The sequence below is a fragment of the Novosphingobium ovatum genome, assembly GCF_009909235.1.
Classification (GTDB): Bacteria; Pseudomonadota; Alphaproteobacteria; order Sphingomonadales; family Sphingomonadaceae; genus Novosphingobium; species Novosphingobium ovatum.
This window is the reverse complement of sequence record NZ_JAAAPO010000004.1, coordinates 248,139-269,011: the sequence shown is the minus strand read 5'-3', so window position 1 is coordinate 269,011 and position 20,873 is coordinate 248,139. Positions and strand designations below refer to the sequence as shown.

Annotated in this window: 15 protein-coding genes; 8 read left to right on the top strand and 7 right to left on the bottom strand. The window is 65.4% G+C overall.

All coding sequences use genetic code 11. The features are described from left to right. The first annotated feature begins 28 nt into the window (after positions 1-28). Positions 29-529, top strand: a complete 501-nt coding sequence (locus GTZ99_RS11250) for a DUF2306 domain-containing protein (RefSeq protein WP_161718913.1) — start codon at positions 29-31, stop codon at positions 527-529. Positions 530-536: 7 nt separating this feature from the next. Here the strand turns inward: GTZ99_RS11250 and GTZ99_RS11245 are convergent, their stop codons facing one another. Continuing rightward, positions 537-1,406, bottom strand: coding sequence for an LOG family protein (locus GTZ99_RS11245; protein WP_161718911.1), 870 nt, complete (start codon positions 1,404-1,406; stop codon positions 537-539). A gap of 173 nt (positions 1,407-1,579) precedes the next feature. Here GTZ99_RS11245 and GTZ99_RS11240 point away from each other — a divergent pair, with 173 nt between their 5' ends. Continuing rightward, complete coding sequence (locus GTZ99_RS11240; protein ID WP_161718909.1) at positions 1,580-2,554, top strand: TylF/MycF/NovP-related O-methyltransferase; 975 nt, start codon at positions 1,580-1,582, stop codon at positions 2,552-2,554. A 45-nt stretch (positions 2,555-2,599) separates the two neighbouring features. Here GTZ99_RS11240 and gabD read toward each other — a convergent pair whose 3' ends face one another. Continuing rightward, positions 2,600-4,042 (bottom strand): NADP-dependent succinate-semialdehyde dehydrogenase, encoded by a 1,443-nt coding sequence (gabD, locus tag GTZ99_RS11235; protein ID WP_161718907.1) that lies wholly within the window; start codon positions 4,040-4,042, stop codon positions 2,600-2,602. Between the two features lie 149 nt (positions 4,043-4,191). After that, complete coding sequence (locus tag GTZ99_RS11230; protein WP_161718905.1) at positions 4,192-4,938, bottom strand: SDR family NAD(P)-dependent oxidoreductase; 747 nt, start codon at positions 4,936-4,938, stop codon at positions 4,192-4,194. A gap of 152 nt (positions 4,939-5,090) precedes the next feature. Here GTZ99_RS11230 and GTZ99_RS11225 point away from each other — a divergent pair, with 152 nt between their 5' ends. The 5 genes from GTZ99_RS11225 to GTZ99_RS11205 all read left to right on the top strand — a co-directional run bounded on the left by GTZ99_RS11225 (position 5,091) and on the right by GTZ99_RS11205 (position 12,238). Further along, complete coding sequence (locus tag GTZ99_RS11225; protein WP_161718903.1) at positions 5,091-6,359, top strand: cation:proton antiporter; 1,269 nt, start codon at positions 5,091-5,093, stop codon at positions 6,357-6,359. Positions 6,360-6,495: 136 nt separating this feature from the next. Continuing rightward, on the top strand, positions 6,496-7,911 hold the full coding sequence (locus GTZ99_RS11220; RefSeq protein WP_227711276.1) for an MFS transporter: 1,416 nt from the start codon (positions 6,496-6,498) through the stop codon (positions 7,909-7,911). Next, on the top strand, positions 7,908-10,001 hold the full coding sequence (locus GTZ99_RS11215; RefSeq protein WP_320076675.1) for an alpha-galactosidase: 2,094 nt from the start codon (positions 7,908-7,910) through the stop codon (positions 9,999-10,001). The genes GTZ99_RS11220 and GTZ99_RS11215 overlap by 4 nt, the downstream gene beginning before the upstream one ends. 163 nt (positions 10,002-10,164) lie before the next feature. Then, entirely contained in the window at positions 10,165-11,343 is a 1,179-nt protein-coding gene (locus GTZ99_RS11210) for a glycoside hydrolase family 68 protein (protein WP_161718899.1), read from the top strand. Positions 11,344-11,359: 16 nt separating this feature from the next. Then, on the top strand, positions 11,360-12,238 hold the full coding sequence (locus GTZ99_RS11205) for an ROK family protein (protein WP_161718897.1): 879 nt from the start codon (positions 11,360-11,362) through the stop codon (positions 12,236-12,238). Between the two features lie 25 nt (positions 12,239-12,263). On the opposite strand, the gene GTZ99_RS11200 is transcribed toward GTZ99_RS11205, so the two are convergent. Then, on the bottom strand, positions 12,264-13,268 hold the full coding sequence (locus tag GTZ99_RS11200; protein ID WP_161718895.1) for a LacI family DNA-binding transcriptional regulator: 1,005 nt from the start codon (positions 13,266-13,268) through the stop codon (positions 12,264-12,266). A gap of 235 nt (positions 13,269-13,503) precedes the next feature. Between GTZ99_RS11200 and GTZ99_RS11195 the strand changes: the two genes are divergently transcribed. After that, a complete protein-coding gene (locus GTZ99_RS11195; RefSeq protein WP_201742509.1) occupies positions 13,504-14,787 on the top strand; it encodes an MFS transporter in 1,284 nt (427 codons plus the stop codon). On the opposite strand, the gene GTZ99_RS11190 is transcribed toward GTZ99_RS11195, so the two are convergent. From GTZ99_RS11190 to GTZ99_RS11180, 3 genes are all read right to left on the bottom strand, one after another. Then, positions 14,788-16,167, bottom strand: a complete 1,380-nt coding sequence (locus GTZ99_RS11190) for a putative 2OG-Fe(II) oxygenase (protein WP_161718891.1) — start codon at positions 16,165-16,167, stop codon at positions 14,788-14,790. Continuing rightward, positions 16,164-17,717, bottom strand: coding sequence for a tryptophan halogenase family protein (locus GTZ99_RS11185; RefSeq protein ID WP_227711275.1), 1,554 nt, complete (start codon positions 17,715-17,717; stop codon positions 16,164-16,166). The genes GTZ99_RS11190 and GTZ99_RS11185 overlap by 4 nt, the downstream gene beginning before the upstream one ends. Before the next feature lie 171 nt (positions 17,718-17,888). Further along, complete coding sequence (locus GTZ99_RS11180) at positions 17,889-20,402, bottom strand: TonB-dependent receptor domain-containing protein (RefSeq protein WP_161718889.1); 2,514 nt, start codon at positions 20,400-20,402, stop codon at positions 17,889-17,891. Positions 20,403-20,873 lie beyond the last annotated feature (471 nt).

Below are 20,873 nucleotides of genomic sequence, written 5' to 3'. Positions count from 1 at the left end.
CTTATCCTTACGGGGGAGCGACCATCCCATGCCCAGTCCCAGCCAAGCCCCGTCATTAACCCCCACCCTGCTGGACCGGCTGATCGGTGGCGGCGCCTTGGCGCTGTTGATCGCGGCCATTGCCGCCATCGCGCGCGGCGCGGGGCGGTGGGATCAGGTGCCTGGGCCCGTGTGGGGGCATCTGGTTTGTGCCTTGGTGGCATTGGCACTGACACCGGTGATGCTGTGGCGGCGGCGCGGCGATCCGCCGCATCGCGCGCTGGGCTATGTCTGGGTGCTGGCGATGACGGGCACGGCCGCGCTCAGCCTGATGGTGCATGAATTGCGCCCCGGCCATTTCAGCCTCATCCACATCCTGTCGGTGTGGACGCTGATCAACCTGCCGATCATCGTGTTCAGTGCGCGGCGCGGCAATATCGCCCGCCACGCCCGCGCGATCCGCGGCATGGCGATTGGCGGGCTGTTGATCGCGGGCAGCTTTACCTTTGTCTTCAACCGGTTGCTGGCGCGCTGGCTGATGGGCGGCTGATCCGCCCTCAGCAATCCAGCCCGTAAAAGCCGGTGATGTGGCTCCACGCTTCCTCGGCGGTTTCAACGCGGGTGAACAGCTTCAGGTCGTCGCGGTTGATCACGCCTTCCTCGGCCAGCGCGTCCCAGTTGATCACCCGGTCCCAGAATTCGCTGCCAAACAGCAGGATCGGGATCGGCTTCATCTTGCCAGTCTGGATCAGCGTCAGCAGTTCAAAGAATTCGTCAAAGGTGCCAAACCCGCCGGGGAACACCGCCACCGCCCGCGCGCGCAGCAGGAAATGCATTTTGCGCAGCGCGAAATAGTGGAACTGGAACGCCAGACGCGGCGTGACATAGGGGTTGGGCGCCTGTTCATGGGGCAGCACGATGTTCAGCCCGATGGTTTCGGCGCCCACGTCCGCTGCCCCCCGGTTGGCGGCCTCCATGATCGAGGGCCCGCCGCCAGAGCAGATGACGAATTGGCGCATCCCCTTTTCCACCACCGCGCATTGGCTGGCGATGCGGGCCAGTTGGCGGGCCTCGTCATAATAGCGGGCATTGGCGGCCAGCCTTTGCGCCACGACCTTTTCCTCGGGCGTCTGGGCGGCGGCCAGCTTAGCCTCGACCATTTCGGGCGCGGGGATGCGGGCCGAGCCATAACACACCAGCGTCGAGCCGATCCCCGCCTCCTCCAGCAGCATCTCGGTCTTCAGCAGTTCCAGCTGAAACCGCACCGGGCGCAATTCCTCGCGCAGCAGGAACTCCTCGTCCCGGAAGGCCAGTTTGTAGCTGGCGCTTTGCGTCTGGGCGGTGCGCGTCTCATGGCGGGCGACGAATCCGGCTTCCTGTTCCGCCTTGTAAAACCGGCGGCGGGAGAGTTTTTCTTCTTCGGTCATTGTCTTGCTTTCGATCTGTACGACCCGGCATACACCGCAACCGGTGAATCCCCGGTGACCGGCAGGCCTTGCAGTTTTCTCTGGTCCCAGTCTGCGGCAAAAACGCAGGGGCTGGCAAGCATCGCATCGGCTCGCTATCGTTGCCGCACAAATTGGGCGAAGGGATTGGAAACGTGGGCAAGCTGGTGATTTTCGGCACGGGCAGCGCGCTGCGTGATCTGCTGGGCATTTTGCCGCAAACGGCGCAGGTGGTGGCGCTGGCCGACAACAACGCCGGCCTGCACGGGCAGGAGGTGCTGGGCTTCCCGGTGGTGGCGCCCGCTGATCTGCCCGCGATGGAGTTTGACCTTTGCGTGATTGCCGCCCGTGCGGTCGATCCGATTCGCGCGCAACTGATCGGTCTGGGTATCGCGGCGGAACGGATCGCGGCCTATTATCCATCCTATTCCGATGATCTGGCGCGGGCCGTAGGGGCAGATATCGCCCGGATGAATGACGTGCTGGGGCTGAACCTGCCGATGCCGGGGATCGCCACCATGTATCTGTGGCCCCATCAAGGGGCGGTGGCACAACAGGCGGGCGGCGCGTCAGACTTTGTCCGACGGCAGGCTATCCATCTGGCGGCTGAGACCATCGCGCTGCGCGATGTGCCGGGGGCGATTGCCGAACTGGGCGTGTATCAGGGGGAAACGGCGGCGTTCCTCAACGGCTTGTTCCCCGACCGCGATCTACACCTGTTCGACACCTTCGAAGGCTTTGCCAGCGCGGATGTCGCCGCCGATACCGCGCGCGGTTTTTCCGATGCCCATGCGGGCGATTTTCAGGACACCGATGTGGCGCGCGTGCTGGCGCGCATGCCGCACCCAGAGCGTATCGCGCTGCACCAGGGCTTCTTCCCCGCCACGGCCCAAGGGGTAGAGGCGCGCTTTGCCTTTGTCAGTCTGGACGTGGATTTGTACGCCCCGACGCTGGCCGGGCTGGAATGGTTTTATGAACGGCTCAATCCGGGCGGATATATCTTCGTCCATGATTACAACAACCGCCGCTATATGGGCGTGCGCCAGGCGGTAGAGGCATTTCTGGCCAAGGTGCCAGCGCCGATGCTGGCGCTGCCCGATTTTGCCGGGTCGGTGGTGATCCTGAAATGAGCGGACGGGGGGAGGCCGCGCCCCTCCCCCGTCGTTTGGGCTCTGTCAGAGCCCCATGCAGAGATATTTGATCTCCATGTAGTCATCCAGGCCGTGGCGGCTGCCCTCGCGGCCCAGACCCGATTGCTTGACGCCGCCGAAGGGGGCGACCTCGGTGCTGATCAGGCCGGTGTTGATGCCCACCATCCCCGCCTCCAGCGCCTCGGCCACGCGCCAAACGCGCGACAGGTCGCGGGCATAGAAATAGGACGCCAGACCAAACTCGGTGTCATTGGCAAGGCGGATCGCCTCGGCCTCGTCCTTGAAGCGGATGACGCCCGCCAGCGGCCCAAAGGTTTCCTCACGCGCCAACAGCATGTCGGCGCTGACATTGGCCACCACCGTGGGCTGGAAGAAGGTGCCGCCCAGCTCGCTGCGGCCACCACCGGCCAGCACGGTCGCCCCGCCCGCCAGCGCGTCAGCCAGATGCTCCTCGACCTTGGCCACGCCCGCCTCGTCGATCATCGGGCCGATGGCCACGCCCTCGCCCAGACCATCGCCCACCTTGAGCGCGCGCACCCGCGCGGCCAGCTTTTCAACAAAGGCGTCATACACGCCTTCCTGCACGTAAAAGCGGTTGGTGCAGACGCAGGTCTGGCCGCCATTGCGGAATTTCGACACCATCGCGCCCTCCACCGCGGCGTCCACATCGGCATCGTCAAACACGATGAAGGGCGCGTTGCCGCCCAGTTCCATCGACAGCTTCTTCATGGTGGGCGCACAGTCGCGCATCAGGTCACGGCCGATCTCGGTGCTGCCGGTGAACGTCAACTTGCGCACCACCGGGCTGGCGGTCAGCACGCCGCCGATGGCGCGGGCGCTACCGGTCACCACGTTGAACACACCGGCCGGAACGCCAGCCTCTTCGGCCAAAGCGGCCAGCGCCAGCGCCGAAAACGGCGTGGCCGAGGCGGGCTTCAAGACCATGGTGCAGCCCGCCGCCAGCGCCGGGGCCAGCTTGCGCGTGATCATCGCGCAGGGGAAATTCCAAGGCGTGATCGCCGCTACCACGCCCACCGGCTGCTTCAGCGTCACGATGCGGCGGTCGGCGGCGTGGCCGGGGATCACCTCGCCATAGGCGCGCTTGGCCTCTTCGGCGAACCATTCGACAAAGCTGGCGCCATAGGCGATCTCGCCGCGCCCTTCGGCCAGCGGCTTACCCTGTTCGCGGGTCAGCAATTCGCCAAGGTCAGCCTGATGCGCCATCATCAGGTCAAAGAACTTGCGCAGGATTTTGGACCGTTCCCCGGCAGTCTTGGCGCGCCATGCGGGCAGAGCCGCCTCTGCCGCGGCGATGGCGCGTTCGGTTTCGGCCGCGCCCATGTTGGGCACCGTGCCGATCACTTCTCCATTGGCGGGGTTGGTCACCGGCACCGTGCCGCCCGAATCGGCATCCACCCACGCGCCGCCGATATAGGCCTGCTGCTTCAGGAAATCGGTATAGCTCATGGGGGGCGTGTCCTTTCCGGCTGTGTGGCATTGCCGCGCGTCATATGGGCGCGATGGTGCCAGCCGACTAGGCCAAGGGGCCAAGGCGTGTTCGGATCAAGGCGGCAAGTGTTCGCTGTGCGGGAATCGCCGCCCGGCCGGGCCGCGCGTTACAGCACCAAAGTCCCCAAAATGCCGCCATCCACCGCCCAGCTTTGCGCCGTCACATGGCTCGCCTCGTCCGAGAGCAGGAAGGCCGCGACATTGCCCGTTTCCGCCGAAGTGCCGATCCGTCCCTGCGGCACGCGGGCGGCCATCACCGGGCGCTGCGAATCAGGCACATCGGCCAGCATCGGCGTCTCGATAAAGCCGGGCAGCAGGCAGTTGCAGCGCACGCCATGGGGCGCGGCCTCCATCGCCACGCCGCGCGCGATGCCCAGAACGGCGTGCTTGCTGGCCAGATAGCCGATATTGCCCGCCATGCCGCGTTCGGACGCCAGACTGCCGGTGATCAGGATGGCCCCGCTTTTCCGTTCGATCATGCCGGGCAACACATGGCGCACCGCCCAGAACACCGAAGTGGTGTTCACCCGCATCACCTCGTCAAAGGTGGCGTCGGCATAGGCCTGCACCGGGGCAAAGGCGCCCCCCGTGCCCGCGTTCAGAAACAGCCCGTCAATCGGCCCGTTGGTGGCCAGCGCATGATCCAGCGCGGCGGTCAGTTGCGCCTGATCGCCCACGTCCGCCGCCGCATAACCCGCGCCATTCCCCAGTTCCGCCGCCAGTTCGCGCAGCAACCCTTCGCGCCGGGCGATCAGTGTCAGCCTGCCGCCCGCCGCCGCGATGCGCCGCGCGGTGGCCTGACCGATGCCGGTCGACGCGCCGGTGATGACCACATGTTTGCCGGTGAAATCCATGGTGTCCTGTCCCTGTCTGGTCTGATGCCTTTGGCGGCAGCCTTGCCGGTTTTTGCCCGCAAAGACCAGCGCATATTGTATGCAATGCACACAAAATTCGCTGTCGGGCTACGCCTTGCCACAGGCCACATTTGCGGCGATGAACGCAGCCCATGAGCAACGGCCAACTGTCCACCCTGTTTTTCCTGCAAATGGCGGTGATCATCGCCGCCTGCCGTGTGGTGGGCTGGATTGCCCGGCGCTGGCTGGGCCAGCCGCAGGTGGTGGGGGAAATGATCGCCGGCGTGGTGCTGGGCCCGACGGTGCTGGGCGCGCTGGCGCCGGGGCTGGAGGCCGCGCTGTTCCCGGCCGAGACCAAGAAGGTGCTGTATGTCGGCGCGCAATTGGGCGTGGGGCTGTACATGTTTCTGGTCGGCCTGACGTTTGACCGCGACGAGTTCCGCAACAGCGCCGGGCGCGCGGCGGTGGTCTCCTTTGGCGGCATGGCCGCGCCCTTTGCCGTGGCGGCGGCGATGGCGCCCTGGATGATCGACACGGGCGGGCTGTTCACGCCGCAGGTAGGCACGACACAGGCCGCGCTGTTTCTGGGCGCGGCGATTGCCATCACCGCCTTCCCCATGCTGGCGCGGATCATTCACGAACAGGGCTTGGCCGGGACACGGCTGGGGACGATCTCGCTGTCGGCGGGCGCGATTGGTGATGCGGGGGCTTGGGTGGTCGTCGCGCTGGTGCTGGCCAGTCTGGGATCAGGCGCGGCGCTGGCCTGGAAAGCGGCGGCAGGCGGCGGGCTGTTCGCGCTGGTGATGGTGACACTGGCCCCGCGCCTGCTGGCCCCGCTGGGCCGCCGCGTGGTGGCCGGTCAGGCGGTGGATGACGCGACGCTGGCGCTGGTGCTGGGATTGTTCCTGCTATGCGCCTTTGCCATGGACGCGGCGGGGATGCATGCGGTGTTCGGCGGGTTTCTGCTGGGCACGGCGATGCCGCGCGGGGCCTTGGCCGATGGGCTGCGCGCCCGGCTGGAGCCCTTTGCCACCACCTTCCTCTTGCCAATGTTCTTCACCTTTTCCGGATTGAACACACAGTTGCAGATGCTGGGTGGGGGCGGGATGCTGGGCGTCACGCTGGCCGTGCTGGTCGCGGCCATTCTGGCCAAGGGCGGGGCGTGCTATGTCGCCGCGCGGGCCGTAGGTGAGGATCACCCGACATCGCTGGCCATCGGGGCGCTGATGAACGCGCGCGGATTGATGGAGCTGATCATCATCAACATCGGGCTACAGGCCGGGATCATTACCCCCGCGCTGTTTGCCATGCTGGTGCTGATGGCGATTGTCACCACGCTGATGGCTTCGCCCATGTTCATGGCGGTGCGCGCGCGGTTTGGCATGCCCGGCGAAAAGCCCGACACACCCACGCTGCACTGATCCGCACCGGAATGGACGCAGCCCCTGTCCATGCGGCAGGTCTTTGCAATCGATTGTTGCAACAGCATGACGCGCGCGTTATGGTATGGACTGCAACAACAGGCGCCCCACACAACCCGCGCCGGGAGAAGATGCCATGGCCCATGCCGCCTCTTTGGCCAGCGATGCCCCCTTGCCCGCCGCCGCCGCGCCCAAACCACGCCTGTCGCTGATCCGCATTGTCGAGATGAATCTGGGCTTTCTGGGCCTGCAATTCAGCTTTGGCCTGCAACAGGGCAATATGGTTCCGATCTATTCGTGGCTGGGCGCGGATGAGGCCAGCCTGCCGATCCTGCAATTGGCCGGGCCGATGACCGGGTTGTTGGTGCAGCCACTGGTGGGCGCCTTGTCCGATCGCACCGCCAGCCGCTGGGGTCGGCGCACGCCCTATTTCCTGATTGGCGCGGTGCTGTGCAGCCTGGGACTGTTCCTGATGCCCCATTCGGCCAGCCTGCTGATGGCGGCCAGCCTGTTGTGGCTGCTGGATGCGGGCAACAACATCACGATGGAGCCCTACCGCGCCTATGTCTCGGACCGGCTGAACGCCGATCAGCATGAGATCGGGTTCCTCTCGCAAAGCGCGTTTACCGGGCTGGCGCAGTGCCTGGCATTCCTGTCGCCCTCGATACTGGTCTATTGGTTCGGGGTGGATCGCAACGCGGTGGACGCGCACAACATCCCCACCATCACCCACATCAGCTTTCTGATCGGGGCGGTGCTGTCGATCAGCACAATTGTCTGGTCGGTGCTGCGCGTGCCCGAATTGCCCATTCCGGCGGCGGATCTGGAACGCATCGCGGCAGCCCCCCGCTCACTGGGCGCGACACTGGCCGAAATCTGGGGCGCGATCCGCGACATGCCACAGGCCATGCGGCAAATGGCATGGATGAGCCTGTTCCAGTGGTATGGGTTCTCGATCTATTGGTCGTATGGCGCGCTATCGATCGGGCGGTCGGTGTATGACACCACGGACAAGACCAGCGCGGCCTTCCGTGACGCGGTGCTCACGACACAGCAGTTGGGGGCGTTTTACAATCTGATCGGGTTCTTTGCCGCCTTTGCCATGGTGCCGGTGGCGCGGCGGCTGGGCGCGGGGCGGGTGCATATGGTGTGTTTGGCGCTGTGCGGACTGGGGCTGTTGTACCTGCCGCAGATCGGGCCTTCGATGGGTGAGGCGCCCGCCTGGATGGTGGCGATGGCCATGCCGGAACTGGGCCGCCATCTGGCGCTGATGATCCCGGCGCTGGGGCTGGGGCTGGGCTGGGCCAGCATCATGGGCAATCCCTATGTCATTCTGGCCGGCAGCGTGCCGCCCGAACGAACCGGCGTCTATATGGGTATTTTCAACATGATGATCGTCATTCCGATGCTGATCAACGGGCTGACATTTGGTTGGATCTATCGCCATTTGCTCGGCGCGGATTCGCGCAACGCCATTGCTTGCGCGGGCGGCTTGCTGATCGCGGCGGCGGTGACGATGCTGTGGGTACGCGTGCCGGAGCGCGCCGCGTGACCGCCCCCCGTTTCCTGACCCTGCATTCGCCCGCCTGCACCGCGATCTGGGAATGCGGAGAGGGGGAAGCACCCTTGTGGCGCTATTGGGGGCCGCGCCTGCCCGATGGCGTGGTGCCGCCCGCCGCTTTGCGCGCAACCCGGCCAGAGCCCAGCTTTTCATTGCATTTCGATCAGCCCTTGTCGCTGTTTCCGGGGCTGGGCATGGGGTGGTTCGGGCAAAGCGCGGCGCTGGCCCACCGCGCGGGGGCGGACTGGACGCTGGCCATTACCGATTGCCAGATCGAGCGCCCCGCGCCTGACACCATCCTGTTCCGCATGGAGGACGCCGTTGCGCGGATCGCCATCGCCCTGACCGCGCGGCTGGACCCGGCAACGGACACCCTGACACTCTCGACCACGCTGACCAACCGGGGCGACGGGGTGCTGGACGTGGGCTGGCTGGCGGCGGGAACCATCCCCCTGCCCGCCGATGCGGCGCAGGTGATCAGCCATGGCGGACGCCACAATGCCGAATTTGTCGAGATCCGCGATCCCCTGACCCGCAGCCAATGGCGGCGCGAGAACCGGCGCGGGCTGACCAGCCATGATTGCTATCCCGGCGCCACGGTGACCTGCGAGGATGGCTCTGCCTATGCCGCGCAACTGGCGTGGAGCGGCAATCACGCCCAAACGATCGAATGGATCGAGGATGGCCGCCGCCAGTGGCAAATGGGCGAATGGCTGGCCCCCGGCGAGGTGCGCCTGCCCCCCGGTGACAGCCTGACCACGCCCGACCTGTTGTGCGCCACATCGGCAGAAGGCGAGAATGGCGTGGCATGGGCCTTCCACCGCGCCATCCGCGCCCGCATGACATGGCCGGATAATGGGCCGGGTAATGGGCCGGGTGGCACGATGCGCCCGCGCCCGGTGCATCTCAACACATGGGAGGGGTTCTATTTCACCCATGACGAAACCGCGCTGAAAGAACTGGCCGATGCGGCGGCAAAGGTGGGCATCGAACGCTATGTGCTGGACGATGGCTGGTTCGGCGGCGCGGCCAAGGGGCGCGATGATGACACATCGTCCTTGGGCGACTGGCGGGTGGACCCGCGCAAATATCCCGATGGGCTGGGTCCGCTGGCGCGCCATGTGACCGATCTGGGCATGGAATTCGGCCTGTGGGTCGAACCCGAAATGATCAACCCCGACAGCGACCTGTATCGTGCCCATCCCGAATGGGTGTTGCAGGTGGCGGGGCGGCCTTTGTTGTGCGCGCGCAATCAGTTGGTGCTGAACATGGCGCGGGACGACGTGCGCGATTATCTGTTCGACCATGTGGCGGCGCTGTTGCGCGATCTGCCGATCGGTTACCTGAAATGGGATCACAACCGCGACCTGACCCATGCGGGCGACCGGGCCTTGTTCCGGGCGCAGGTGGCGGGGGCCTATGCGTTGATGGCGCGGTTGCGGGCCTCGTTCCCGGCGGTGGAGATCGAGGCCTGCGCCGGTGGTGGTGGCCGGATCGACGCGGGCATCATCGCCCATACACATCGTTTCTGGACCAGCGATTGCATCGACGCGATCAGCCGGGTGGGCATTCAGCGCGGCTTTTTGCGTTACATGCCGCCAGAGGTGATGGGCAGTCATGTCGGCGCGTGCCCGGCCCATTCTACCGGGCGGATGCAGGCGATGGCGTTTCGCGCGCATGTGGCTTTGCCCGGCCATTTCGGGGTGGAGCTGGACCTGCGCCAGTTGAACGCGGCCGACACCGCCGCGCTGGCCGACACCATCGCCCGGTACAAGGCGATGCGCGGCGCGCTGCATGGCGTGCGCGTCTGGCAGGGCGAGGTGGGCGATGGTGTGGTGTGGCAGGCGCATGGCGATGTTGATGATCTGCACCTGTTGATCACCCGCACCGCCCCCACCACCATGCGCCATCAGCCACACCTGCGCCTGCCGATGCTGGATGGCACGCGCAGCTATCGCCTGACGCGCGGCGACGGCACGCAACAGGACATCGCGGGCGCTTGGGCGATCCGCATGGGGTTGGCGCTGCCGCCGATGCAGGGAGAAAGTGGGCTGGTCTGGCGTTTGACCGCGCTGGATTAACCCGCTTGCGCGCGAGCACGGTTTATGGTTGCCATGCAAAGCTTTTCATATAGGCAAATACGCGGCTTGACCATTTTTGCAATCGATTGTTAAATGCGTTGCACAGAGACAGAGTCGCAAATCGGGCCTGCCGTGTAGTCGCGCACAGCCAGGCGTCAGGGAGATGATTACCGTGCCTACCGCCGCCCCTTCCGCGCCTTCGGCATGGACCGCAACGCATGTCGCCGCCCTGCCCGCGCATGAGGCGCTGCCCGCGCGTCTGTTGATCCCGCGTGTCGATCCGGCCGCGCTGCGCCCGATCCTGCCGGGGGTGGATCTGTGGGACCTGTGGCCGCTGCAAAACGCCGATGGTTCGACCTCGCTGTTTGACGGGTACAGCCTGTGGTTCGTGTTATGCGCCGACGCCCGCCCCGATCCCGAAAGCCGCCACGATTTCGTGCGCATCCGCCTGATGTCGCACCATGCGGGCGACGATATGTGGCGCGACCATGGCCACGCGTTGCCCGATGACCTGAACCCCGGCAGCCGCGAATGGGCTGGCAGCGCGCTGTACCACCCCGACACGGGCGAGGTGACGCTGTTCTATACCGTCGCGGGGGTGCGTGGGGAATCGCCCATCACCTTTGCCCAGCGGTTGTTCCAGACGCGCGGACGGTTGGACATCAGCGCCGATACCATCGCCATCACCGGCTGGAGCCCTCCACAGGAAAGCGTGGCCGCCGATGACCACCACTATGTCGTGGTCAATCAGGCACAGGGCGTCCCCGGCTTTATTAAGGGGTTCCGCGATCCGGCCCATTTCCGTGATCCGGTGGATGGGCACACCTATATCGTCTTTACCGCATCGTGGCGGGCGTCCGATCATCCGTTCAACGGCTGTATCGGCATCGCCCGCGCGACCAACACCGATCTGACGCAATGGGACATTCTGCCGCCGCTGATGCATGCCGATGGGCTGAACAATGAACAGGAACGCCCCATCCTGATCCACCGGGACGGACGCTATTACCTGTTCTGGTCCACCCAACGCAAAGTGTTCGCCCCCGATGGCCCGACCGGCCCCAATGGCGTCTATGGCATGGTGGCCGATGCACTGTTTGGCCCCTATCGCCCGCTGAACGGCACGGGACTGGTGGCGGCCAATCCGGTCCGCGCGCCGTTCCAGACCTATAGCTGGTGGGTGGACGCGGATCTGGCGGTATGGGGTTTTGTCGATTACCCTGATTGCACGGCCCAGACGCGGGTGGACGATCCGGCATGGCGGCGCGCCCATTTCGGCGGCACCCCGGCCCCGGTGTTCCGCATCGCGCTGGATGGCGACTCGGCCCGCGTGGCCGGCTGACACGGGAGAGGACAGCATGGCGCAATATGGCCTGATCGAGGCGGGCGGCACCAAATTTGTGTTGGGCATCAGCGATGTCGCGGGCCAGATCGCCGCGCGACACCAAGTCCCCACCACCACGCCCGATGAGACCATCGGCGCCTGTCTGGACTGGTTTGCGGCGCAGGGCTTGGCGCCCACCGCCATCGGCATCGCCAGCTTTGGCCCGCTGTGTCTGGACCGGGACAGCCCGCAATGGGGGCGTGTCACCAATACACCCAAACCGCATTGGTCGGGGGCCGATCTGGTGGGACCATTTGCCGCCGCCTATGGCGTGCCGGTGGGGATCGAGACGGACGTCAACGGCGCCGCCTTGGCCGAGGCCCGCTGGGGCGCGGGGGTGGGCCATGGTTCGGTGCTGTATCTGACGATCGGTACAGGGGTTGGCGGCGGGTTTGTGTCGGGTGGGCGGTTGCTGTCCGGCCTGTCGCACCCGGAAATGGGCCATATCCGCCTTCCGCGCCATCCTGATGATCTGGCCTTTGCCGGGCATTGCCCCTTCCATGGCGCCTGTCTGGAGGGGTTGGCCGCTGGCCCCTCGATCATCGCGCGGTGGGGAGCGTCCTTGTCGGACCTGCCCGCCGACCATCCCGGCGCGGATATCATCGCGTGGTATCTGGGTCAGGCCGCCGCCACATTTCAGGCGATCATGGAGCCCGCGCGCATTGTCATGGGTGGCGGGGTAATGGCCACCCCCGGATTGATCGCGCGTGTCCGCGCCCATGCCGTGCAGGCGGGTGCGGGCTATTTCGTGGGCGATGCGGCGCAGATCATCGTGCCACCGGGGCTGGGCAATAACGCCGGCCTGCTGGGCGCGTTGGCGGTGGCGTTGGGGGCGGTCGCACAAAACGCCTGATTGCGCCAAGGCGCAAAGCGCCTGATCAAGCAGACGCGCGCACCACCAGTTCGGGGTCCATCACCACGCTGTCGGTGTCCTCTCCGGCGATGCGGCGCAGCAGCATGTCCACCAGATGCGCCGCCCCCGCCGTCAGGTTTTGCGCCACCGTCGTCAGGCGCGGCACGGTCTGTTCGCCAATGGCCAGGCCGTCATAACCGATCACCCGCACATCGCCCGGCACCGACAGCCCCTGATCGGCCAAGGCGCTGAGCGCGCTCATCGCGATAACGTCAGAGGCAGCGACGATCCCCTGCGGGCGCTGTGCCGTCGAGCCGAGGAATTGGGCGATATCGGGATGGGCCACCTCTGCCACCAGATGCGCAGGCAGCACCGACAATTGATCCGCCAGTCCGGCGCGCGCCATCGCGGCGCGGCATCCTTCCAGCCGTTGCCCGATCTCCTGCGCGCGCGGATCGCCGAAAAAGGCGATGCGTTCGCACCCCTGCGCGATCAGATGGGCGGCGGCCAATTCGCCCCCCTTGGCGTTGTCTGATCCCACCGAGCAATGCACCTGCCCCGGCGTATAGCCGCCCCACACCACCAGCGGTTTGTACCGGGCGGCGACCTTGTCCAGCGTGGCGGCCTGATCGGATTGGCCGATGACGATCAACCCGTCCACCCGCCCCGAATCGACAAAGCGTTCCAGCCATGCCGTATCGGTGGGGATCACGCGCGAGAGCAGCAGGTCATAGCCGCGCTCGGTCAGGGCGTCGGCCAACAGGCCCAGCATGGTGATAAAGAAGGGATCGGAAATATGTTGCCCGGTTTCATGGCCCAGCGGGATCAGCACCCCGATCGCCCCGGTGCGCTGAATCCGCAAATTGCGGGCCATCACATTGGGACGAAAGCCATGTTCATCGGCCAGCGCCTGAATACGCTGCCGGGTTTTCAGACTGATCAGTTCCGATCCGGCCAGGGCCCGCGACACAGTGCCGGTGGATACACCCGCCAGTTCGGCCAGCTCCTTGATGTTGCGAATACGTGTCATATGGGGCTGGCCATGGACTGTTCCTCTCTCCGGCCGCGCATTGTCCGGCCTGCGCGTCAGGATTTCAAGCCCCGTATTATTACATGGTTCCGCCTGAATAGGGATGCGCGGACTTTGCCCCCGCCCGGCAAACAGGATAGGGTTCCTGCAACACAGAATCAGGGCCACAGATGCCCGGCGCGGGGGAAGATCATTGCAGGCAAAGCCCAGACTGGCGCCATCGGCGCTGGTGGCCATGGCCACCGCCAATTTCGCCACCGCCATCGCTTTTGCCCTGCAACAGGGGAATATCGCGCGCATCTTTGAAACGCTGGGCGCGCGGATGGATGACCTGCCGATCCTGATGATCGCCGGGCCGGTGACGGGCCTGATCGTGCAACCCATCATCGGCCGGCTGAGCGATGGAATATGGGTGCGGATCGGCGATTGGGGCGGGCGGCGGCTGCCATGGATGGCGGGCGGCGCGATCGCTTCGTCGCTGGCGCTGTGGGGGATGGCCCATGCACAAGTGCTGTGGGTGGCGATCGCCTGTTTCTGGCTGCTGGACGCGGCGCTGAATGTGGTGATGGAGCCGTTCCGCGCATTGGTGGGCGACATGGTCCCCGCCGATCAACGCGCGCAGGGCCTGTCAGTCAATGCGGCGCTGGGCTGTCTGGGGGCGGTCGGCGGCTTTCTGGCGCCCTATCTGCTGGCGCATTTCGGCTGGAACGCGGGCGCGGCGGCGGGCGGCGGGGTACCGCCTTCGGTGCGGTTTGCGCTGATGCTGTCGGCCGGAGTCATGCTGCTGGGCACCGGATACACGCTGTGGCGCATCCGCGAATATACCCCCGCGCAACAAGCCGCCTTTGCCGGGTCGGACGCAGTGGCGCACAAGCCTTCGCCCGGCAACCCGCTGATGGCGCTGTGGCGCGATATTGTGGCCATGCCGCCCTCGCTGCGGCGGCTGACGGTGGTGCAGTTTTTCAGCTGGTTCGCCCTGTTCATCATGTGGCCATTCATGACGCCGGTGGTGACGCGCCATGTGTTTGGCGCAAGCCGCGCGGGCAGTGCCGCATATGAAGCCGGGGCCGATTGGGTGGGCGTGCTGTTTGCCGGGTTCAATGTGGTGGCGGCGCTGTTTGGCCTGCTGGCGCTGCCGCGACTGGCGCGGGGGTGGGGCGTGGCGCATACCCATGCCGCTTGCCTTGGCGCGGGGGTCTGCGGGTTCTTGCTGATCGTGGTGCTGCGCGATCCGGTGGCGCTGTTTGTGCCCTTTGCGCTGCTGGGGCTGGCATGGGCCAGCATGCTGACCCTGCCCTATGTCATGCTGACCGACGCGCTGGGCGGGCAAAGGCTGGGGACCTATACCGGGATCTTCAACATCTTTGTCGTCTTGCCGCAGATCGCGGTGGCGACGGTCATGGGGCCGGTGCTGCGCGCGTGGTTCCCCGATCAACCGGTGTGGACGATGGCGGTGGCGGCGGCGTCACTGGCGGCGGCGGCGGGGCTGACGCTGGTGCTGCGCCCCGACCGGCACTGATTACCCCGCGCCCACCACGTCAAAGGCGATGTTCAACCGCTCTCCGCCCAGAGTCGGCACGGTGCCGTGCCACAGCGTGCTGGGAAACAGCACCAATTGCCCGACACGCGGCGCGATGGTGGCATAGGGCGCCAGATCCAGCCCCAATTCAGGCGGTGGCGCGCCATAATGGAAATGGCCGGCGGGCGCCGCGCCCATCTGCGCCGCATCGGGCAGGCTGACGTAGAACGCGCTGCTGATCCAGCCCATCGGGTGCGAATGGGTGACGTTGAAGCCTCCGCCCTCCAGCCGGACCGACCAGCTGCCCGAAATCCGCAAGGCCCCACGCGGGCGGGACAACAGCGGATGAGCCGGATCCAGCGGCGGCAGAGCGGCCACATAGTCCGCGACACAGGCCATCAGCGCGGCGCGAGTCCGCTCGATCACGGGTTCATGGCGCAACAGCACGCTGCGATCGGTCTGAGTCCCGCCGCGCACCGATTGTTCGGCATAGGGCAATTGCGCCTGATGCAACCCGCGCAGCACATCGGCCAATTCGTTCAATTCCGCCCCCGTCAGACCCACATCCATCGCCCGCACGAACGCCGGATCGCCATCCAGCCACCCGGCCCGCGCATCACCCAACAGCCGCCAGCAGGTCGAGACATAGGGCCAAACCTGCCCCGCAAACGCCCCACCCGCCTGTGCCAGCGATAAAGCAATCGCCAGCGCCGCCGCCGCATCCCCCCCACGCAAATGGTGGCGGATGCGCGCGATCATCAGGAACGCGTCCTGCCGCCCGGCGGTCTGCGCCAACAGCGCGGTCTCTGCCGCCAGATCGCCGGTTTCGCCCGCCACAAACAACCGCGCCTGCACATGCCCGGCATGGGTGCCCAGCGCGGGCGCGCATTCGTCCAAGATCGCCCGCGCCCGTGCCCAGTCACGCGTTTGCACCACCACCGCAAACCAGCCCAGCCACAGTCCGGCATGGCCCACAGCGCCACGCGCCGCGCGCGCCAGATCAGCGTCAAACCCCGCCCTGTCGCCCATCACCCACCGCAGCGAGGCCAACACCCGATGCCCGTCCAGCCAGTCGGGCGTCCGCCTCACGGCATCGGCCAACAGGGCGATGGCGGCCGCCACCTGCCCCTCTGCGGCCAAGGCCAGCGCGTGGTTGCGCGTCACATCGCGGTTGTCAGGCCACAGCGCGGCGGCGCGGGTGAACAGCTCCGCCGCCGCCAGCCCGCGTTCAAACCGCAATTGCGCCAGCAGGAAAGCGACCAGCCGATCATCAGGCGCCAGCGCCGCTGCCTGTGTGATGGCGGCATCGGCCCCGGCCATATCCTGCGCGCTCCGCGCCGCGCGGGCACGATCCAGCGCGGCCTGCACCTGTGGGCTCACACCGCGCCGTCCATCGCGGGCGCCTTGCAATGTTGATCGATGAATTGCTGATGGGTGGGGGCCTTGTGCGCCTCTGCCACCATGGCGGCGCGCAATTGCGCCAACCACGGCCGCGCGTCGATCCCGCGATAATCGATCAACGGGTCCAGCCCTTCGGGGAAGTTGTTCTGGCCGATATGCACCGACAGCCAGCTGGGCGGACCGAACAGGTCCATCTCACGCGCGATCAGGCGGCCATGGCGGCGGAAATGGTCCAGCTTCAACTGCAAGCTATCGGGCACCTCCATCGCGGCGACATAGCGCCACAGCTCGGTGTCATCGCGCTGCGTCAGCTTGTAATGCAGGATGATGAAATCGCGGATCCGCTCCATCTCGGTCGTGGCGATGCGGTTGAATTCATCGCGCGTGGCGGGATCAAAATCGCGCGTTGGGAACAGCGCCATCAGTTTGGAAATATTGGCCTGAATGAGGTGGATGCTGGTCGACTCCAGCGGCTCCAGAAATCCGCTGGACAGGCCCACGGCCACCACATTGCGGTTCCAGTGCAGCCGCCGCCGCCCCGCCGTAAAGCGCAAGGGACGCGGGGCGCCCAGCGCCCGGCCATCGATGCGCTGGGCCAACAGATCGGCGGCGCGGTCATCGGGCATATGCGCGCTGCAATAGACATAGCCGTTGCCGGTGCGGTGTTGCAGTGGGATGCGCCATTGCCACCCGGCCTCCTGCGCGGTGGAGCGGGTATAGGGGGTGGGTTCGCCCACATTCTCGCACGGCATCGCCACCGCCCGGTCACACGGCAGCCAATGCGACCAGTCGTCATAGCCGGTCTGCAACGCCCCCTCGATCAGCAACCCGCGAAAGCCGGAGCAGTCGATGAACAGTTCGGCCTCGACCACCTGCCCGCCTTCCATCGTCACGCTTTCGACAAAGCCATCGGTGCCGCGCAGGTTGACGCCCGCGATCTTGCCCTCGATCCGGCGGACGCCACGCGCCTCGGCAAAGCCACGCAGGTAACGCGCGTAAAGCCCCGCGTCGAAATGATAGGCATAGTCATGTGTTGAAAGCACATGGCGCTGATCGGCCACAGGCGGGGTGAACCGCCCCGCCTTGGCCAGCGCCCAGGCCATCGCGTGATCGTCCAGAGGCGCGGTTTCGCCCTGCTCGCGCGCCCGCAGCCAATAGTGGTGCAGCGCCACCATGTCGAAATTGCGCCCATGCGGGCCGAACGGGTGGAAATAGCGGTGGCCCAGCGCCCCCCAATTGACGAACTCGATCCCCAGCTTGAACGTGCCCTGCGTCGCCTTGACGAATTCGCGCTCATCAATGCCCAGCGTCTGGTTGAAGGTGCGGATGGGAGGGATCGTCGCCTCGCCCACGCCGACGGTGCCGATCTCGTCGGACTCGATCAAGGTGATGGTGCAATGCTCTTTCAGCACATGCGAGAGCATCGCCGCGGTCATCCAGCCCGCCGACCCACCGCCCACAATCAGCACCGATCCGATCCGCCGGTCACCCGCTGTCTGCGCCCCCGCCTGATGCGCCATGCCGTTCATCGCTGTCCTCTCCCGCCGGGCGATCAGCGCCCGCCCGTCCTGCGTGTTCTACATGCGAAAAGGGCGGGCCGGAAGTCGCCTTGCCGTCCCGCCCCTTCTGGGAAATCCCCGTTCTCGTTCCAGTTTGGGAGGCGGCCCCGAGTGGAGGTGCCGGGGCCGCCTCGGCACGCCTCAGAACGAGAAGCGCACCGACCCCGTCACCGTGCGACCCGGCAGGCTGGAGACGTTGATGATGGCATTGCCACCGGTATTCGACACCACATTGTTGCCCGGCCCCATCAGCGTCAGCGTATCGAACAGGTTCGACACATTCACGCCCAGTTGCAGGTTCTTCATCGGGCTGTACTTCAGATTGACGCCCACCACGGCAGAGCCCGGATATTCCAGACCATTGCTGTCGACCGTGCTGGTCATGCCGGTGATGTTCGCGCCGATCGAGGCGTTTTCCACCACGTTGTAATTGGCGGCAAAGGTGTACGACAGGCCCGGAATGCCGTCCGAACGGACATAGCTGGGGGCACCGGCGGGCATCTTGTCCGCGCTGTTATAGGTCATGTTGGCGATCAGGCTCAACGCGCCACGGGTATAGGTGCCATAGAATTCGGCGCCGATCGTCTTGTACTTGTTGGCGACGATACAGCCCGTGGCGACACCGCCGCACTTGGTGGCCGACAGCTCATAGGTGGTGATGTTGAAATTGCTGCGATAGACTGTCAGTTCGGCGGTGTATCGGCCACCCAGCACATTGCCACGGTTCTTCAAACCGATTTCGTACTGGTTGACATAGTCGATCACGGCCGCCGCGCCCGTCGTGCTGTTCAGCGACCCATCGGCGTTGAAATAGCCGTTGAAGGTCATGCGGTCCGCGTTGAAGCGCGCACCACGGCTGGCGCGGATGAACACCGACAGATTGTTGACCGGCTTGTACAGCGCGCCCACAGACCAGCTGGTGGTGTTCTTGCTGTAGTTGATCACCTCGGCCGGGCCATCGGGCAGCAGATAGGGAATGTTGGTGGTCACGGTCGCGCCGGTCACCGGGTTCTTTTGCACCACGGCCGCGGTATAGACATGGCCCGTGCTGACCGAACCAGAACCCTGACCATGGTTGAAGTCTTCGCGGATCGAGCCGTCGATCTGCCAGCGACCACCATCGATGTTCAGGTTCAGATAGGGCGCATTGTCGGTGAAGGTATAGTCATAGGTACGCGCACAGCACGTGCCCCAATTGTTGTTGTAACCGGCAATACCATTGGCGGTCAGCATGTTGCCAGCCGCATCATACAGGTTGATCATCGCGGCATTGTTGCCGGTGACCTCGCTGTAGGTCTGGTTGGTGTGCCAATCCATGGCAATGTTCTGGCTCATATAGAACCAGCCGGCGTTCACCGTAGCCTTCAGGCCGCTGCCGATGTCGAACTTGCCCGACAGCTTCAGGTCAGAGGCCAGACTGCCCACGTCGCGGATGCGGGTGTAAACGTTGGTGTTCGTGTTGATCAGGCTGTTGGTGTACAGCGCGCCCGCATTGACGCCATTGGCGTAACGCAGCGCGGCCACGGTCGCGCCATTGACGGTGCTGCCCAGCACGCCGCTGCTGGGCGAAGCGCTGAAGAAGCCCGACGAGAAGCCGCCGCTGATGTTGCTGTAGCGAATATTCTCGTCCAGCTTCAGCCGGTCGGAGAACTCATAATGCAACTGCGCCTGCAGCGTTTTTTGCTGGGTGGTGATGCCATTCAGCGGAGTCTGTTTGCGCACCCCGTCGGTGTCGACAAAATAGAAGCTGCTGTTGTTCAGCGAATAGGGCGACTGTGTACGGGTGTCGTAATTGCCGCAAGGACGGATGTTCGAGACCTTGCCACCCCAGGCCGTGCCGCCCGAAATGTTGGCGCAGACGATGCCGCCCGTGTCGTTGGGCTCCTGCGTGTCGGCCACCTTGAACAGCATCCGCAGATAGCCCTTGCCGTCGGCGAATTCCTTGGTGACATTGCCGCGGATCTGGTACGATTTCGACACGTTATAGGCCGCATGGCGCGGGCCGTGGCCGATGTTCGCAAAGCCGCCAATATTGTAATACATCGAGTCATTGATGCTGCCCGACTGGCGGAAATTGACGCGGGTATAGTCGTAATTGACCCCCTTCTCCAATTCCACATAGCCACCCTCGGCGCGCTTGGTCGCCGAGATGTAGTTGATCACCGCGCCCGGCGCCTGGCTGGCCAGCGTGCTGGTCGTGCCGCCGCGCACCGCGTCCACGCTGTCGGTCAGCGCGTCAAACTTGGTGAAATAGTCGTTGTTGCCGAACTGCATGTCACCATACAGCACGGTGGGCAGGCCATCTTCCTGCAACTGGACAAAGGTGGCGCCGCCCGTGGCGACCGGCAGACCGCGCACGGCAAAGTTGCCGTTACCGCCCGGGCCCGACACGTTGGGCTGAAGACCCGGCAGCAGGCGGAGCAGATCGCCCTGCGACTGCGGGCGGAAATCGGCGATGGCCTGCGCGCTGACCGAGGAAATCGAGATCGAGCTGTTGAGCTTGGTCTTGTCGCCGGTCGAAGCGGTGACGACGATCACGTCCAGATTGTCAGCAGCCGGTGCCGGCGCCGCATCGGCGGCAAAGGCGGGCATGGCCAGACTGGCGGCGCCCATGGCGGCAAACGAGACGCAGGACTTGAGCAAGAATGCTTTCATTTTCTTCCTCCCCCTAGAGGTTTTGTGAGGCCGCCCCGCTTTGGCAGAGTCGGCTGTCTGGGCATTGTCATGTCGTATCCGGAAATCGATTGCAAACACTTTTGCAATTGATTGCATTGCGCCGCTGCAGAAGTTCTCCGGCTGTTGCTGAGTGGACACATAAGGGCAAGAACGGAGCTAAAACGCCCGGAAAAGCGCCTTTCCCGGGCCGTCCTCATGCCTATATCATATGGAAAAATCGGCCCAAATACGCATCCGGCCGGAGTGCCGCGAATTTGCGCGGCTGCGCCGCAACAGGCGCAGTTCTTGGCGTGGTGTTAAGGCTTTCCCCCGCGCGGCCTATGGCCACCAAGGGCCGCACCGCACCACAGGAAGAACCTATCTTTCAGGCACTTGCCACCATTGGCCGTTTGCCTCGGAGGCTTCGGCACCACCGGAACGAAAAATCACCGTCCAGCCCTGCCCCAAAGG